The 14,614-nt window shown below is 68.2% G+C and carries 14 protein-coding genes; 11 read left to right on the plus strand and 3 right to left on the minus strand.

All coding sequences use genetic code 11. The features are described 5' to 3' along the window. Window positions 1-3: 3 nt before the first annotated feature. The 3 genes from ACFVTD_RS14270 to ACFVTD_RS14280 all read left to right on the plus strand — a co-directional run bounded on the left by ACFVTD_RS14270 (window position 4) and on the right by ACFVTD_RS14280 (window position 2,772). A complete protein-coding gene (locus ACFVTD_RS14270; protein ID WP_387564109.1) occupies window positions 4-1,752 on the plus strand; it encodes a dihydroxyacetone kinase family protein in 1,749 nt (582 codons plus the stop codon). Then, window positions 1,752-2,243 (plus strand): RpiB/LacA/LacB family sugar-phosphate isomerase, encoded by a 492-nt coding sequence (locus ACFVTD_RS14275; RefSeq protein ID WP_387564112.1) that lies wholly within the window; start codon window positions 1,752-1,754, stop codon window positions 2,241-2,243. The genes ACFVTD_RS14270 and ACFVTD_RS14275 overlap by 1 nt, the downstream gene beginning before the upstream one ends. Window positions 2,244-2,331: 88 nt before the next feature. Continuing rightward, window positions 2,332-2,772, plus strand: coding sequence for an SRPBCC family protein (locus tag ACFVTD_RS14280; protein WP_387564115.1), 441 nt, complete (start codon window positions 2,332-2,334; stop codon window positions 2,770-2,772). On the opposite strand, the gene ACFVTD_RS14285 is transcribed toward ACFVTD_RS14280, so the two are convergent. After that, on the minus strand, window positions 2,750-4,291 hold the full coding sequence (locus tag ACFVTD_RS14285; protein WP_387564118.1) for a carboxylesterase/lipase family protein: 1,542 nt from the start codon (window positions 4,289-4,291) through the stop codon (window positions 2,750-2,752). The two genes, ACFVTD_RS14280 and ACFVTD_RS14285, sit on opposite strands and share 23 nt — an antisense overlap. Before the next feature lie 103 nt (window positions 4,292-4,394). Here ACFVTD_RS14285 and ACFVTD_RS14290 point away from each other — a divergent pair, with 103 nt between their 5' ends. Beyond that, window positions 4,395-5,147, plus strand: a complete 753-nt coding sequence (locus ACFVTD_RS14290; protein WP_387564121.1) for an ANTAR domain-containing protein — start codon at window positions 4,395-4,397, stop codon at window positions 5,145-5,147. On the opposite strand, the gene ACFVTD_RS14295 is transcribed toward ACFVTD_RS14290, so the two are convergent. Then, the gene (locus tag ACFVTD_RS14295; RefSeq protein ID WP_387564124.1) at window positions 5,132-5,437 is read right to left on the minus strand and encodes a hypothetical protein; all 306 of its coding nucleotides are present in this window, start codon (window positions 5,435-5,437) and stop codon (window positions 5,132-5,134) included. The two genes, ACFVTD_RS14290 and ACFVTD_RS14295, sit on opposite strands and share 16 nt — an antisense overlap. A 270-nt stretch (window positions 5,438-5,707) precedes the next feature. On the opposite strand from ACFVTD_RS14295, the gene ACFVTD_RS14300 reads away from it, so the two are divergent. The 3 genes from ACFVTD_RS14300 to ACFVTD_RS14310 all read left to right on the plus strand — a co-directional run bounded on the left by ACFVTD_RS14300 (window position 5,708) and on the right by ACFVTD_RS14310 (window position 7,371). After that, on the plus strand, window positions 5,708-5,992 hold the full coding sequence (locus ACFVTD_RS14300) for a hypothetical protein (protein ID WP_387564127.1): 285 nt from the start codon (window positions 5,708-5,710) through the stop codon (window positions 5,990-5,992). A 34-nt stretch (window positions 5,993-6,026) separates the two neighbouring features. After that, a complete protein-coding gene (locus ACFVTD_RS14305) occupies window positions 6,027-6,464 on the plus strand; it encodes a universal stress protein (protein WP_387564129.1) in 438 nt (145 codons plus the stop codon). Window positions 6,465-6,540: 76 nt separating this feature from the next. Further along, window positions 6,541-7,371 carry a nucleoside hydrolase gene (locus ACFVTD_RS14310; protein WP_387564132.1) on the plus strand — a complete coding sequence of 277 codons (831 nt, stop codon included), beginning with the start codon at window positions 6,541-6,543 and terminating at the stop codon, window positions 7,369-7,371. 54 nt (window positions 7,372-7,425) lie between these two features. Here the strand turns inward: ACFVTD_RS14310 and ACFVTD_RS14315 are convergent, their stop codons facing one another. After that, window positions 7,426-8,685, minus strand: a complete 1,260-nt coding sequence (locus ACFVTD_RS14315; RefSeq protein WP_387564135.1) for a glycoside hydrolase family 1 protein — start codon at window positions 8,683-8,685, stop codon at window positions 7,426-7,428. 219 nt (window positions 8,686-8,904) lie between these two features. On the opposite strand from ACFVTD_RS14315, the gene ACFVTD_RS14320 reads away from it, so the two are divergent. The 4 genes from ACFVTD_RS14320 to ACFVTD_RS14335 are packed head-to-tail and all read left to right on the plus strand — an operon-like array spanning window position 8,905 to window position 14,580. After that, window positions 8,905-10,461: an ABC transporter substrate-binding protein gene (locus ACFVTD_RS14320; RefSeq protein ID WP_387564138.1), complete on the plus strand. Its 1,557-nt coding sequence runs from the start codon at window positions 8,905-8,907 to the stop codon at window positions 10,459-10,461. A gap of 50 nt (window positions 10,462-10,511) precedes the next feature. Further along, the gene (locus ACFVTD_RS14325; RefSeq protein ID WP_387564141.1) at window positions 10,512-11,465 is read left to right on the plus strand and encodes an ABC transporter permease; all 954 of its coding nucleotides are present in this window, start codon (window positions 10,512-10,514) and stop codon (window positions 11,463-11,465) included. Next, window positions 11,462-13,576, plus strand: a complete 2,115-nt coding sequence (locus ACFVTD_RS14330) for a dipeptide/oligopeptide/nickel ABC transporter permease/ATP-binding protein (RefSeq protein WP_387564144.1) — start codon at window positions 11,462-11,464, stop codon at window positions 13,574-13,576. Before ACFVTD_RS14325 ends, ACFVTD_RS14330 begins: the two co-directional genes overlap by 4 nt. Beyond that, window positions 13,573-14,580 carry an oligopeptide/dipeptide ABC transporter ATP-binding protein gene (locus tag ACFVTD_RS14335; RefSeq protein WP_387564147.1) on the plus strand — a complete coding sequence of 336 codons (1,008 nt, stop codon included), beginning with the start codon at window positions 13,573-13,575 and terminating at the stop codon, window positions 14,578-14,580. The genes ACFVTD_RS14330 and ACFVTD_RS14335 overlap by 4 nt, the downstream gene beginning before the upstream one ends. Window positions 14,581-14,614 lie beyond the last annotated feature (34 nt).

Here is a 14,614-nt window from a genome sequence, read left to right on the forward strand (position 1 = left end):
ACCATGACCAAAATCTTCAACGACCCCTCAGAGTTCGCCGAGGAGGCCCTGGCAGGCTTCTGCGACGTCCACTCGGACCTGGTCCGCCAGGTCCCCGGCGGCGCCGTCCGCCGCTACCGGCCGGCCCGGCCCAAAGTCGCCGTCCTGACCGGCGGCGGCTCCGGCCACTACCCCGCCTTCGCCGGGCTGATCGGCACCGGCTTCGCCGACGGCGCGGTGGTGGGCAACATCTTCACCTCACCGTCCGCCCAGCAGGCCTACTCGGTGGCCAAGGCCGCCGAATCCGGCGCCGGCGTCGTGTTCACCTACGGCAACTACGCCGGCGACGTGATGAACTTCGGAATGGCCAGCGAACGCCTTGCCGCCGAGGGCATCGCCGTTGAGAACGTCCTGGTGACTGACGACATTGCCAGCGCCCCGCCGTCGGAATCCGCCAAGCGCCGCGGCATCGCCGGTGACTTCACCGTGTTCAAGGTGATGGGTGCTGCCGCGGAGCGCGGCGACAACCTCGCCGAGGTGGTCCGCCTGGGCCGCAAGGCCAACGACCTGACCCGAACCATCGGCAGCGCGTTCGCCGGCTGCACCTTCCCGGGCGCCGACGCCCCGCTGTTCACCCTCCCCGAAGGGCAGATGGGACTGGGCCTTGGCATCCACGGTGAGCCGGGCCTGCACGACACGGACCTGCCCTCAGCCAGGGAACTGGGCCAGGAACTCGTGGGCCGGGTGCTCTCCGAGACCCCCGCCGGCACCGGCAAGCGGATCGCGGTCATCCTCAACGGGCTCGGCGCCACCAAGCACGAGGAGCTCTTCGTGCTCTGGGGAACGGTGGCCCCGCTGCTGCGCGCCGCAGGCTACACCCTGGTGATGCCCGAGGTGGGCGAACTGGTCACCAGCCTGGACATGGCCGGCGTCTCGCTGACCATCACCTGGCTCGACGAGGAGCTGGAGCAGCTCTGGACGGCCCCCGCCGAGACGCCGGCCTACCGCCGCGGTGCCGTGTCCGCCCAGACGGGGACTTCGGCCGGGGAAGAAGCGTCCGACGGCGGCACGGAGGCTGCGGCGTTCGTCGCCACCGACGCCTCCCGGAAGTACGCTGCCGCGTGCGTTGCGGCCATTGCGGCCGCCCAGGCTTCACTGCACGACGCCGAGGAACGGCTGGGCCGGATGGACGCCATTGCCGGTGATGGCGACCATGGCCGCGGCATGGTCCGCGGGGTGGACGCAGCAGCCGAGGCAGCCGCCGATGCGCACGGCCAGGGCGCCGGTGCGGGTGATGTCCTCGCTGCTGCCGGTGACGCCTGGGCAGACAAGGCCGGCGGAACCTCCGGCGTCCTCTGGGGCGCGGGCCTGCGCGCCTTCGGCGAGGCGGTAGGCAATTCCGCCGCACCCGCGGCCGGGATCCTCGCGGCGGGGGTGACGGCGTTCGCGGACCGCATCGTCCAGCTGGGCAAGGCCGAAATCGGTGACAAGACCATGGTTGATGCCCTGCTGCCGTTCGCTTCCTCGTTCAGCCGCGCGGTGGCTGCCGGGACCGGGCCGGACCGCGCATGGCAGGACGCTGCCCGCGAAGCTGCTTCCGCGGCGGAGGCCACGGCAGACCTGCTGCCCCTGAAGGGCCGCGCCCGCCCGCTGGCCGAGAAGAGCCTGGGCACCGCCGATCCCGGCGCCACGTCCCTTGCCATGGTGTTTGCCGTAATGGGACCGCATTTCACGACCAGCACCGCCGGCGCTGCGCCGGCAGGAGCCAAGTAATGACGATGGAAGGACACACCATGGGGCTGCGGCTCATTGTCGGCGCGGACGAAGCCGGCGTTGACTACAAGGACAAGGTCCTGGCGGATCTCCGCGAGGACCCCCGCGTCAGCGAGGTGGTCGACATCGGCGTCAACCGGACCGACGCCGCCGACGACTTCACCAGGCCCTACCCTTACGTGGGCATCGCGGCCGGCGAGATGATCCGCGACGGCCGGGCCGACCGGGCCATTCTCTTCTGCGGCACGGGCATCGGCGTGGCCATCGCCGCGAACAAGGTGGAAGGCATCCGCGCCACCGCAGCGCACGACTCCTTCTCCGTTGAGCGCTCCATCCTGTCCAACGACTGCCAGGTCCTCACCATGGGCCAGCGCGTGGTGGGGATCGAACTCGCCCGCCGCCTGGCAAAGGAATGGATCGGATACACCTTCGATCCGTCGTCGGCCTCCGCGGGCAAGGTCAAGGTCCTCACAGACTTCGAAGGCTGCTAAGGCGCGTCCCGGCGCGTCCCGGCGCGGGGCAGCGGCTGTTCGGCAACACAGCTGCCGCCCCGCTGCGCGGTGCTCCTACACTGGGGTGATGATCACAGTCACCGGAAGTGTGGAAACCAACCTGTCCGCGGAGAAGGCTTTTGCCTTCATGAGTGAGTTCGAAAACACCACCAAGTGGGATCCCAACACCCCCGTGATGGACAAGATCACCCCGGGGCCTGTTGCCATGGGCCACAAATACCACGCCGAGTCCGAGTTCCGCGGAAAGCGCCAGACGCTGGTCTACGAGGTCGTTGAGCTCACGGACAACCACATCAAGCTGCGCGGCGAGAACAAGACTGTCACCTCGTTCGATTCCATCGACGTCAGGCCCAGCGGGAGCGGCTCCGTGGTGACGTACACGGCCGAGTTCAGCATCCACGGGCCGGCCAAGATCATCCAGCCGCTGCTGAAGCCTGCCTTCAATTCGCTGCGTGATCCCGCGTTGGACGGGATCCGGGACACGCTTAATTCGCTGGCAGCGGCCTGACGCCTGCAAAGAACTCCCGGATCCCACCGCGCGGATCGTCCTCAACCCGGACGCCGTCGTCGAACACCATGGTCCTGCGCGCGTCCCCGTATTCCGGCCACCCCAGCCCGGCGGTGGCCGGGCTTCCCGTGTGCGCGAAGGCTGCCCAGGCCCCGCTCATGGTGTCGCTGAGGGACTGCGGTGCCTTGCCCCGGGTGAGGAAAGCAGCCTCCGGTGCGTCCAGGTGCCGGAAGACGAACGGGATCTCCAGGGCGTGGCAGGCGCCCAGCTTTCCGCCCATGGCCGGGCTGCGCCAGGTGAACAGGTAGGAGAAGTTCCTCCCGGCCGCGCCGCCTCGTGCCGCCAGAAGACGGTTGCTGGGCTGACGGTAGACGGAATCGGCGATGGCGGCTTCAAGGAGTTCCTTGCCGGCCGGCTCCCGGGACAGTACCCGGGCCAGCGCTTCGGTGTAGCCCGGCGCCTGGGTGGACGCCACCCGCGCGGCTGCTAGGACGGCGGCGGCGCGGTCGGGATACCCAGGGTCCTCCGGGGCAGGGGGGCGCATTTCGACGGCGAAGGAGCCCTCGTTGAGGTTCGTCCCTGCCAGCAGGTCCACCCCGCTGTTGAGTCCGTGGCGGATACTGTCCAGCGGCGGCAGCGGCAGCGAGGGTGTCCCCGCGGTCGGCTGGAATGGCAGCGGGACGGCGTAAGTCTTCGCCGCGAGCCGCTTTTCCAGGGCGGCCTGGGCCTGCAGCAGCCGCCCCACGGGAAGTGTGAGCAGCTCTCTGGCGGAGGCGCGGTCCAGGCCGCACAGCTCCAGGAATTCCGCGCTGATGCGGGCCGATTCTTCCGGCCCGCGGTACCGTTCCGCGGTGCCGCTCTGCATGATGGCGCGGCGGAAGAGCCCTTCCGACGCCGGCATGCCCAGCAGGGTGCCGATGGCTGCGGCGCCTGCCGATTCGCCGAAGACAGTGACGTTTTCCGGGTCGCCGCCGAATGCACCTATGTTCCGGCGGACCCAGCGCAAGGCTTCCAGCTGGTCCAGCAGGGCGACGTTGGATGAGTCCTCGTACCCTGGACCGAGCAGGTCTGCCACTTGCAGGAAGCCCAGGGCGCCCAAGCGGTAGTTGATGGACACGAGCACCACGCCTGCCACGGCGGCGAGCCGGGCGCCGTCGTACATGGCATCACTGTTGGCCCCCAGAAGGTATGCGCCGCCGTGGATCCACACCATCACCGGCCTGGCCGATCCGTCTGCCGGCGGGGCCCAGATGTTCAGGTTGAGGCAGCCGTCCTCGCTCCAGGTGCGCGGCGTGGCGCCCGGCGGGGCGGGGTTCTCCAGGTTCTGGGGTGCCGCAGGGCCGGCGGCAGTGCAGTCCAGGACGCCTCCCCACCGGGCTGACGGTACCGGAGCGCGGAAGCGGTTGGCGCCCGACGGCGGCGCAGCGTAGGGGATGCCAAGGAACCGGTGGATGGTGGTCCCTTCAGCTTCGAGGGAGCTGCCGAGGATGGAACCGGCAGGGGTGGAGAGACGCGTCATGGTTGTCAGGTTACGGCGTCCGCACAGGTAGGCTGGCATCACCGTCCGGCAGTGGGCGGCCACGATGCTGTGGCTCTTCATAACTGTCCGGGAGGAAAGACGCGTGCCCAACGCCGACGTCTCTGGTGCCGAAAATTTTGCTGATGTTGCCCTGCACCTTCAGGACTCGTTTCTCCATACCCCCGAGGTCGGGGCGATCCTGCAGGATCTCGCGGCCTATGCTGTGGCCCGCCTCGGCAGCCCGGATCCCGGGTGTTGCTGTGAAATCACGGTGCTGCGGCCCAAGAAGCCCGTGACCACGGCCTGCAGCAACCCCGCCGTCAATGTGATGAACAAGCTGGAGTTCAAGCACGGGGACGGTCCGGGCCTGACGGCCATACGGACCGCCGCCACGGTTTTGGTGCCCGACCTGCGGCTGGAGCGGCGGTGGCCGGAATATGTCCAGGCTGTTCTGCAGCAGGGGTTCCATTCCGTGTTGAGCATCCCCACGGAGCTGGAGGGGGACGCGCAGGGCGTGCTGACGTTCTACTGTTTGCAGCCTGTCGACCCCGGCGCCAGCAGGCTGGACGTTGCGGAGACCTTCGTCCGGCAGGCCTCCAAGGGCCTGAAGCTTGCCCTCCGCATGCTCAAACTCGAGGAAACCAGGGACGGCATGACGGCCGCCATGCGGACCCGCACAGTGATTGACCTGGCCACCGGGGCGATCATGGCCCAAAACCGCTGCAGCCAAGAGGCTGCCTTCAAACTGCTCAGGGATGCATCCAGCACCCGGAACATGAAACTCCGTGATGTTGCCGCAGCCGTGGTGGCGTCGGTGGCAGGTTCGGGGGAGACCTTTACCTACTTCGACGAGTAGGGACCCTTCCGTTCCGGATCGTGGGGTCCCGGCTGGAGGCGGAACAGGGCATAGCTGCTGAGCGGGGCGCGGAGGGGCAGGCCTTCGGCGGCGCAGTGTTCATTGACGGCCAGCGCCAGGGCGTCCCGCTCCTTCGGCGAAAGGGAGCCCCGGCCGGCGCAGTAGTCGCGGATGAGCTGTTCCGAAGCGTCGCCGCCCAAGCCGACGAACTCCAGCCACAGCTGTGCCAGGTCCAGCCGGTGCTCCTTGATGACAGCACCGGTAAGGGCCTGCTGGTCAACGGCATCCATCGTCCGTCCTAACCCTGGTTGTACTCCTACGACTTTGGTTCGGAACGGGGGCGCGGGTGGATGGGGCAATCCGTAGATTTTTTGCTGCGGGAATGGGGCCGTGCACCTGCACACTTACCCCATTCGACGGCTGGCGGCGGTTCATGGACTCGCCCGAACGCAACCTCCGCCACATCCAGAGCCGGGGGACCTTCGCCCCTAGGCGGCGGACCCTCCCGGGAAGTCAACTTGAGTGTCTGGAGAACGCGGGCACGACAGGAGGCAGGGACCATGGGCGCATGTGATGTCTGCGGCAGCAGCGAAGGCCGCATGTTCACCCTCAGTATGGGAAACCAGACCGGCACGTTCGACAGCTTCGAATGCGCCATCCACATGATGGCTCCGGCATGCGAGCACTGCGGTTGCCGGATCCTGGGCCATCCCGTGGAAAGCCAGGCAGGTATCTACTGCTGCCTCCATTGCGCGAAAGAAGCGGGCAACCCGCACCGGGCCGCGCAGGCTGAGCATTCGACAGTGGCCGTGCCGGCGGAAGGCACGCCGGGAGGCCAGGGCTAGCGTCGCCTGAAGAGGTGACAGGAAAAGGGAGACCGTGGCGGACAGCGGAAGTTTCAGGATTGTGGTGGGCGTGGACGGGTCGGACCAGTCCAAGGCAGCAATGGACTGGGCGATCGAGGAGTCCAGGCTCCGCGCCGGTGAGGTGCAGGCCGTGACCGCCTGGAGCTTCCCCTACGTCAGCGATGCCATGGGCACGGCGTGGGACTATGACATTTTCCAAAAGGACGCCCAGGCCATCCTCGAAGAGGAACTTGAACGCGTCAAGGACCAGGGCGTGACGGTCACGGGGCGCATCGTGGAAGGGAATCCGGCGTCGGCGCTCATCGAGGCCTCCCGGGATGCTGACCTGGTGGCGGTAGGTTCACGCGGCCACGGCGGCTTCACCGGGATGCTGCTGGGCTCCGTGTCCCACCAGACCATCCACCATGCGCACTGCCCGGTGCTGGTAATCCGGGAGCCTGACGCGGGATAGCCGCCGGCACGCCTTTGCCTTCCAGTGAATGAAATAGGCCGTTCTGCAGGTCCCGCGCTGCGGCAAGGCTTTCAGTATGGACATGATTCGGGTGGAGCCCCGCTGCCGCGTGCTGATCGACAATGACTGGGCCGGCGACCCGGACGGGCTGGTGGCCCTGGCCCACCACGCGTTGTCGCCCGCCAACAGGATCGTCGGCATCACCAGTTCGCTGACCAACCCGATGTTTGGGTCGCCCCGGGGCATGGCGCAGAAGGGTGCGGACCTGGCGGCCGGTTTACTCCGGGCACTGAAGCGGCCGGAAGTGCCAGCCATGCACGCCGGGCCGGACACCCCGTTCACGGGACAGCCCCGGGACAACCCAGCTGCCCGGGCGATCGCGGACGCAGCGGCGGCCGGAGGAGAGCTGCCCCTGATCCTTGTCTGTGCCGGCCCGCTCACCAACGTGGCCGATGCGCTCCTGCTGGATCCCGCCGTCGCCTCTTCCCTCACCCTGGCGTGGGTGGGCGGGGCGGCGGCGAACGGTGAGGAATACAACTACTTCACGGACCCGGCCGCCGCAGGCTTCGTGCTTGGAAACGAGGAGCTGGCCGTGTGGCAGTTCCCCGCAGAGACGTACCGGCAGGTTGTTGCCCCGGTGGCTGAACTTGACCACGCCTTCAGGGAATCCGGCGCGGCTGGAGCCTGGCTGTGGGAGCTCTTCAACAGCCTGGAGGTGCCGGATTTCGTGAAGTTCGGGCCACTGTGGTGCCTGGGTGACAGCGCGCCCCTGGTGGTCACCGGGCTGGACGATGCCACCTCCACCTACACGGAAACATGCACCCAGCCCTCGCGCCGGACCTACACCTCGGTGGACACGCGGCTGATCATGGCGGACTTCCTCGCCAAGCTGCGGCTGCAGCAGTAGCAGGCTAAGGCAATGACCCGGACCGCCAAGGGCGGCCCGAACCATTGCCTGTCATTACGCGGGCTGCGTCGCGCGGGATGCAGCCTGCTGCCGGGCGAAGTTGCCCAGCCAGCGTGCACTGTCCTTTGGCGTGCGTTCCTGGGTGGAACGGTCGACGGCGATCAGGCCGAAGGTGGGCCGGTAGCCGAAGATCCACTCGAAGTTGTCGAACGCCGTCCAGGCGATGTACCCCCGGACGTCGATGCCGTCGGCAAGGCAGGAGGCCACGCCGTCCACCGCCGCCTCCAGGTAGGCCACGCGCTGGGTGTCATCCTCCGTGGCCAACCCGTTCTCGGTGACCATCACCGGGACGCCGGCAACCCGCCACGCCTCCCGGACGGTTGCCTCGAGCCCCTGCGGGTAGATCTCCTCGCCCATCTGGTTGACGGCCACTCCCTCCGGCGCGGGGGCGTGGCCATCCGGGCCGTACACTGTGCGGCCGTAGGTCTGGATGCCCACGAAGTCGTCGCCGCGGGAGGCTTCCAGGAACCGCTCGTTGACGTCCCGGCGCACCCGGTCCGCAATTTCTTCGCCGCCGGGGACGGACTGGATGTCCGAGTTGGCCAGGGTCCAGCCCACCTGCAGCTCCGGCCGGTGTGCCTTGATAGCCGCGGTGGCCGCCTTGTGCGCCGCAAGTTTGACGTTGAAGCCGGCCTCCGTAGAGCAGAACTGGAACGGGGCAACCGTGCTGGCGTCCACCCCAAGCCGTTCCGCGGCGGCGGCCCACATGGGGACCTTTCCGCGGTTCTCCGGTGCTTCCCCGCCGATGCCAAAAGATTCCAGCAGCCACGGGAGGTTGGGTTCGTTCAGGGTGCAGGCGACGCCGACCAGGTCGCCCAGGTGCGCCATGACGCGGTCGCAGTAGCGTGCGAACAGCTCCGGCGTGCGTTCGCCCTCCCAGCCGCCCGAACGCAGCAGCCAGAGTGGCGAGGCGAAATGGTGGAACGTGACCACCGGCGTCAGCCCGTGCTCCCGGCAGGCCTCCATTACCCGCTTGTAGTGGTCCAGCTCGGCCACCGAGAAGTGACCCTCCTCCGGCTCAATCCGGGCCCACTCCAGTGAAAAGCGGTAGCTGGTGAAACCAAGCCCGGCGATCAGCGCAATGTCCTCCCGGTAGCGGTGGTAGTGGTCCACAGCGTCCCCTGAGGGCTCGGCGAAGATGGTGCCCGGAAGGTGCTCCAGGAACCAGACATCGCTGTTGACGTTGTTGCCTTCCACCTGGTGGCCTGCGGTGGCCACGCCCCAAAGGAAGTCCTGCGAAAACGGGTTGGTCATAGGGGTTCCTCTCATCATGGACGCACGCCGGCGTCCCAGGCCTCACTGCCTGCATCCATCCTGTCCACCCGCGTGACCGTCGCCACAATACTTTTTCAATCAATGACATTCTCATGTTTGGCCCTGCGGGCTCCAACGGATTCTTGAAGGGAGCCGGACAGCCCCGGCCCCACGAATTTCCTCCGTTTGTCACCGTCATAGAATGCGAAGGCGCACCAGATGAAACTTATGACCTCCACCGCACGCGGCAGCGCTGCCGTCCTGACCGGTGCCCTGCTGATGGGTTCCCTGGCCGCCTGCGGCGGCGGAAACTCCCAGGCGTCGTCCACCGTGGACAAGTCCAGCCTGACCATCGGGGTCGAGAGCGATTCCGCATCGTTTGGATACGACCCCATCCGGGTGTCCGATGCCCAGCGCCAGTTCATGGAGGGCCTGTACGACAACCTCCTGGAGCTCCAGGCGGACGGCTCCGCCGGCCCCGGCCTGGCGAGTGCCTTCGAGTACAACGCTGACAACACCGTCCTGACGCTGACCCTCAAGGACGGCATCACCTTCACCGATGGCTCCAAGCTTGATGCTGACCTCGTCAAGGCCAACTTCGACCGCCGCACTGACACGGCACTGAGCGCCTACTCGGCCATCGCCAAGGGCGGGGCGCAGGAGATCGCCAGCGTCGACGTCGTCAGCCCCACCAAAGTGGCCATCACCTTCGCCAAGCCGCAGCCGGGCTTTGAAAAGAACCTCACGTCCACCATGGGCATGATCGTGGGCAAGGCCGGCGTCGCCGATTCCGCGAGCCTGGCCACCACCCCGGACGGCTCCGGCCCCTACACCCTGGACCCGTCCACGGTGAAGGGCAACAAGTACGTGATGGTCAAGAACGACAAGAGCCCCGATGCTGCCAACTACGCCTACAAGAAGATCACCTTCAGCGTGATCATGGACCCCCAGGCCCGTGCCAACGCCCTGGTGTCCGGCCAGGCCGACGTCGCCCAGCTGACCTCGCCCACCGTCGACTTCGCCAAGTCCAAGGGCGTGGGCGTGGCCCAGATCGGCGGCACCGTCCAGACCATGGTCTCCTTCGACAAGACCGGCAAGACGGCACCGGCGTTCGGCAGCGAGAAGGTCCGCCAGGCCATCCAGTACGCCATCAACCGCCAGGCCCTGGTGGATGCCCTGCACAAGGGTGACGTCCCCGCCTGGAACGCCCTGCCCAAGGACTCCGCCGGGTTCACGGACGCGTTGAACACCGAGTTCGCCTACAACCCGGAGAAGGCCAAGAGCCTGCTGGCCGAGGCGGGCTACCCCAACGGCTTCGAGTTCACCATCATCGCCGGAGCCCAGACCCAGACCGACCTGCAGGCCATCCAGAAGGACCTCGCCGCCGTCGGCATCACCATGAACGTCAAGATGGCCGCGTCCACCGATGAAGCCTTCGCCGCCGTGGCCACCACGCCGCTGGGCTACGCACCCCTGAGCTGGGACAACCCCACGGGCCTGATGTTCGGGGCCATCCTCAACGGCTTCACAAACGTCCAGAAAGCCACCGATGACCAGCTGAGCGCCGCGACCGGCGAAGTGGCTGCGGCCAAGGACGACGCCGCGAAGAAGGCCGCCCTGACCAAGCTGAACACGCGACTGGTGGAGTCCGGCTGGCTGATCCCGCTGTTCGAGTCGCTGTCCAACTGGGGCTACAACACCAAGAAGGTCCAGGAAGTGAAGTTTGCAGGCACCAACGCCTACCCGCTGCTCTCCTCCTACAAGCCCACCAACTGATCCAACCTGCCCGGTGCCCCTCCCCAAAGAAGGGGCGCCGGGCCTGACCAATGGAGGTCACCATGGCATTGTTCGTCGCCAAGCGCCTGCTGATGGCGCTCGCCACGGTGCTGGTGGTGGCGGTGCTGGCATTCCTGCTGGTGCACGCCATGCCCGGCAGCCCGGGAGCCGTTTCCCTCGGTGCCGGCGCCTCCCAGGACGCCATCAACCAGCTCAACCAGCAGCTGGGGTGGAATGATCCGCTGTTTACCCAGTTCTTCCGCTGGCTGTGGGACGCGCTGCAGGGGAACCTGGGGAATTCGCTGATCGACGGCCGCTCCGTCAGCGCGGACCTGGCCAACCGGCTGCCCGTGACCGCCTCCCTCGCTGCCGGCGCCACCATCCTCAGCGCCATCCTGGGCATTGCCCTGGGCGTGACCGCAGCAGTCCGCGGTGGCCTGCTGGACCAGGCCATCGGCGGCTTCGTCGGCCTACTGGTGGCCCTGCCCGCGTTCTGGGTGGGCGTCCTCTTCGTCTACCTGTTCGCCGTCCAGTCCTCCCTCTTTCCCGCCACTGGCTACGTGCCGTTCGACGTGTCCCCGCAGGACTGGGCCATGTCGCTGGCGCTGCCGGTGATCACCCTGGCCGTGGGCGGCGCCGCTTTCATCGCAAGGCAGACGAGGGCGTCCATGCTCGAAGCCCTGCAGCAGGAGCACATCCGGACGCTGCGGGCCACGGCCACCACCACCTGGAAAATCCTCTACGTGCACGCCCTGCGCTACGCCAGCCTGCCCATCGTGGCCGGCATCGCCCTGCAGTTCATCGGCCTGTTCGGCGGCTCCGTGATCGCGGAACAGCTGTTCGCCATGCCTGGCCTGGGCCAGGCCGTCCAGTCCTCCGTCAGCACCCACGACGCCCCTGCCGTGCAGGGCGTGGTGGTGATCGCCACCGTGGTGGTGGTCGCCGTCAACCTGGTGCTGGAGCTCGCCACCAAGTTCCTCGACCCGAAGTTGCGTGCCTCATGATCCCCACATTTGCCCCGGCTCCCGCGGACGCGGACCAGGCAGGAAGTACGACGGCGGCAGGAGCCTCCGTGCCACGGTCCGGCAAGGCGGCACTCGCCAGGTATTCCCGGCACCGTCTCTTCGCGTCCGCGGGAGCCGTAGCCGGCCTCGTGTGGCTCGCGGCGCTGGTCATCGCGTCGCTGACGGCTCCGCTCTGGCTGCCGTTCAAGACCGAGGACCAGGACTTCACTGCCGTCCTCTCCGGCCCCACCGCCGCCCACTGGCTGGGGACCGATGAACTGGGCCGGGACATCCTCAGCCGCATCTTTGCCGCCGCGGCCGGCACCCTGGGAACGTCAATGATCACGGTGATTGTCGGCGTCGGGCTCGGCACCATCCTGGCCATGGCTGCCGCCGGTGCGGGCCAGCGGACTGAAGCCGTGATCAGCCGCATCACCGAGATCATGATGTCCCTTCCCGGCACCGTGATCATCCTGGCCGTCATCGGCGCCGTGGGCACCAATATCCCCATGGTCATGGCCATCCTGGGCATCCTCATGTCCGCCGGCATTTACCGGGTGATCCTGGGCCAGGCCAAATCGCTGCAGTCCCAGCTGTACGTGGATGCGGCAAAAGTGGACGGCGTGGGGCCGCTGGGCATCAGCGTCCGGCATGTCCTGCCCGGACTGGCCAACACCATCGTGGTGCAGGCGGCGCTCATCTTCGCCGTCGGCATGCTCATCCAGGCCGGCCTGGCCTTCATCGGCTTCGGCCCGCCCATCCCGCAGCCCAGCTGGGGCGGCATGATCCAGGGCGCATCCCAGCACGTCTACGACGCCCCCTGGATGATGGTGCCCACCGGCGCCGTGCTGGCGCTGACCGTCCTCGCGGCCAACGCCATCGGCAACGCCCTGGGCAAGGCGCCCAACGCCGCAGCCCCGCACCTGCCCTCCGCGGCAGCCCGGCGGCAGCGCGCCAAGGCCGTGGCCGTCATCGCCGCCATCCCGGCTCCCGGGGACGGTGCTCCCGACGCGCCGAAGGGCACGCTTTCCGTGCGCAACCTGTCCGTCGGCGTCGGCAATGCGGGTGCCGGCAACGGCGTCCGGCTGGTCACCGACGTCTCCTTCGACGTCGAACAGGGCACTGTCCTGGGCCTGGTGGGCGAGTCCGGCTGCGGCAAGACCATGACGGCGCTCTCCCTGCTGGACCTGTTGCCGTCCGGTGTCTCCGTAACCGGCGGCCGAATCCTTTGGAACGGCAGGAACCTTGCGGCCGCCACGGACAAGGAGATGGAAGGCGTCCGGGGCAGGGAAATTGCCCTGATCAGCCAGGAGCCCATGCGGGCCCTGGACCCGATGTTCACCGTGGGCTACCAGCTCACAGCAGCCATCCGCCGGCTCCGCGGCATGGGCAAAGCCGAGGCTCGAAACGAGGCCCGGAACCTGTTGGAGAAGGTGGGCATTGTGGACGCCCAGCGCATCCTGAAGACGTATCCGCACCAGATCAGCGGCGGCATGGCCCAGCGCGTGGCCATCGCCCTTGCACTCTCCGGCCAGCCGAGGCTGCTGGTCGCGGACGAGCCCACCACAGCTCTGGACGTCACCGTCCAGGCGGAGATTCTGTCCCTGCTCCGTGCCCTGGTGAAGGACACCGGGATGTCAGTGGTGATGGTGACGCACGACCTCGGCGTCGTGGCGGACATCTGCGACCAGGTGGCCGTGATGTACGCCGGGCAAGTGGTGGAAAACGGCCGGACCGCCGCCATCCTGGACCACCCGCGCCACCCCTACACCCTGGCACTCCTGGCCGCGGACCCGCACGCCAACGACGCGGACTCCATGCCCGAGCGCCTGGCCACGATCCAGGGCCAGGTACCCCAGCCCAAGGACTGGCCCACCGGCTGCCGCTTCGCCGCCAGGTGCCAGTTCGCCGGCTCCGCCTGCACGGACCCCGTTCCGCTGTTGGCTTCCGGTACGGGCGAGGGCCTGGTGCGCTGCGTCAAGGCAGACCAGCTGGCCGTCGAGGGCATGGACTGGCTGGCCACCGACGTGCCGGCGCACCGGTTCCTGCCGGTCAGCCCACGGGCTGCGTCCGCAGAAGAAGAGACCATCGTTGAAAAGGACCTGGCATGAGCACCGCAGTCACGGAACGCCGCGATTCCACGCCGCCCGCGGCCGGGACCCCCATGCTGGAAGTGAGGGACCTGGTGGTCCGCTACGGCCGCGGCCGCAAGGCAGCCGCCGTACCGGCCGCCGTCGACCGCGTCAGCTTCAGCATCGCCTCTGGCGAGACGGTAGGCCTGGTGGGTGAATCCGGTTCCGGAAAGTCCACCATCGGCAAGGCAATCCTGGGACTGCAGAAGGTCTCCGGCGGGTCCATCTCCTACCAGGGCCGGGACATCACCTCCGCCGGCGCGGCCCAACGCCGGGCCCTGGGCGGGGAACTCCGCGCCGTTTTCCAGGACCCCAACTCCTCGCTGAATCCGCGCAACACCATCGGCGCCTCCCTGGCCGAGCCGCTCCGCCTCCGGGGAGCTTCCGCGGCGGAAGCCCGCGCCAAGGCGGAGGACATGCTGGAACGCGTCGGGCTCCCGCGGGAGGCCGTGGACCGGTACCCCAGCCAGTTCTCCGGCGGCCAGCGCCAGCGCATTTCCGTGGCCCGTGCCCTGATCTGCGACCCCCGGCTGGTGGTCTGCGATGAAGCCGTCAGCGCCCTGGACCTCTCCACCCAGGCGCAGGTGCTGAACCTCCTGGCGGACCTCCGCGATGAGCGGGGCCTGAGCTACCTCTTCATTGCCCATGACATCGCCGTGGTGCAGTTCCTGGCCCAACGGGTGGTGGTGCTGTACCGCGGCCAGGTCATGGAGAGCGGACCGGCTGCGGCCGTCACCGAGAACCCGCAGCACCCGTTCACCCAGGCCCTCGTGGCCGCCTCTCCGGTGCCCCGCCCGGCCGAACAGGCCGAGCGGCGGCAGGCCCGCGAATCCCTGGGGGTCCGCACGGGTGCCGCCGCGGTTCCCGGTCCCGGCGGCTGCCCCTTCCGGCTCCGCTGCCCCCTCGCCACCGACCTGTGCGCTTCCGAACGGCCCGCCCTGCGGCGGGTGGGCACGGCGGATGTGGCCTGCCACTACGCCTGACCGGCTTCGGTTTCCGCACGCCGAATCACCCTTG

Origin of the sequence: Pseudarthrobacter sp. NPDC058119 (assembly GCF_042884655.1) — a bacterium.
GTDB lineage: Bacteria > Actinomycetota > Actinomycetes > Actinomycetales > Micrococcaceae > Arthrobacter.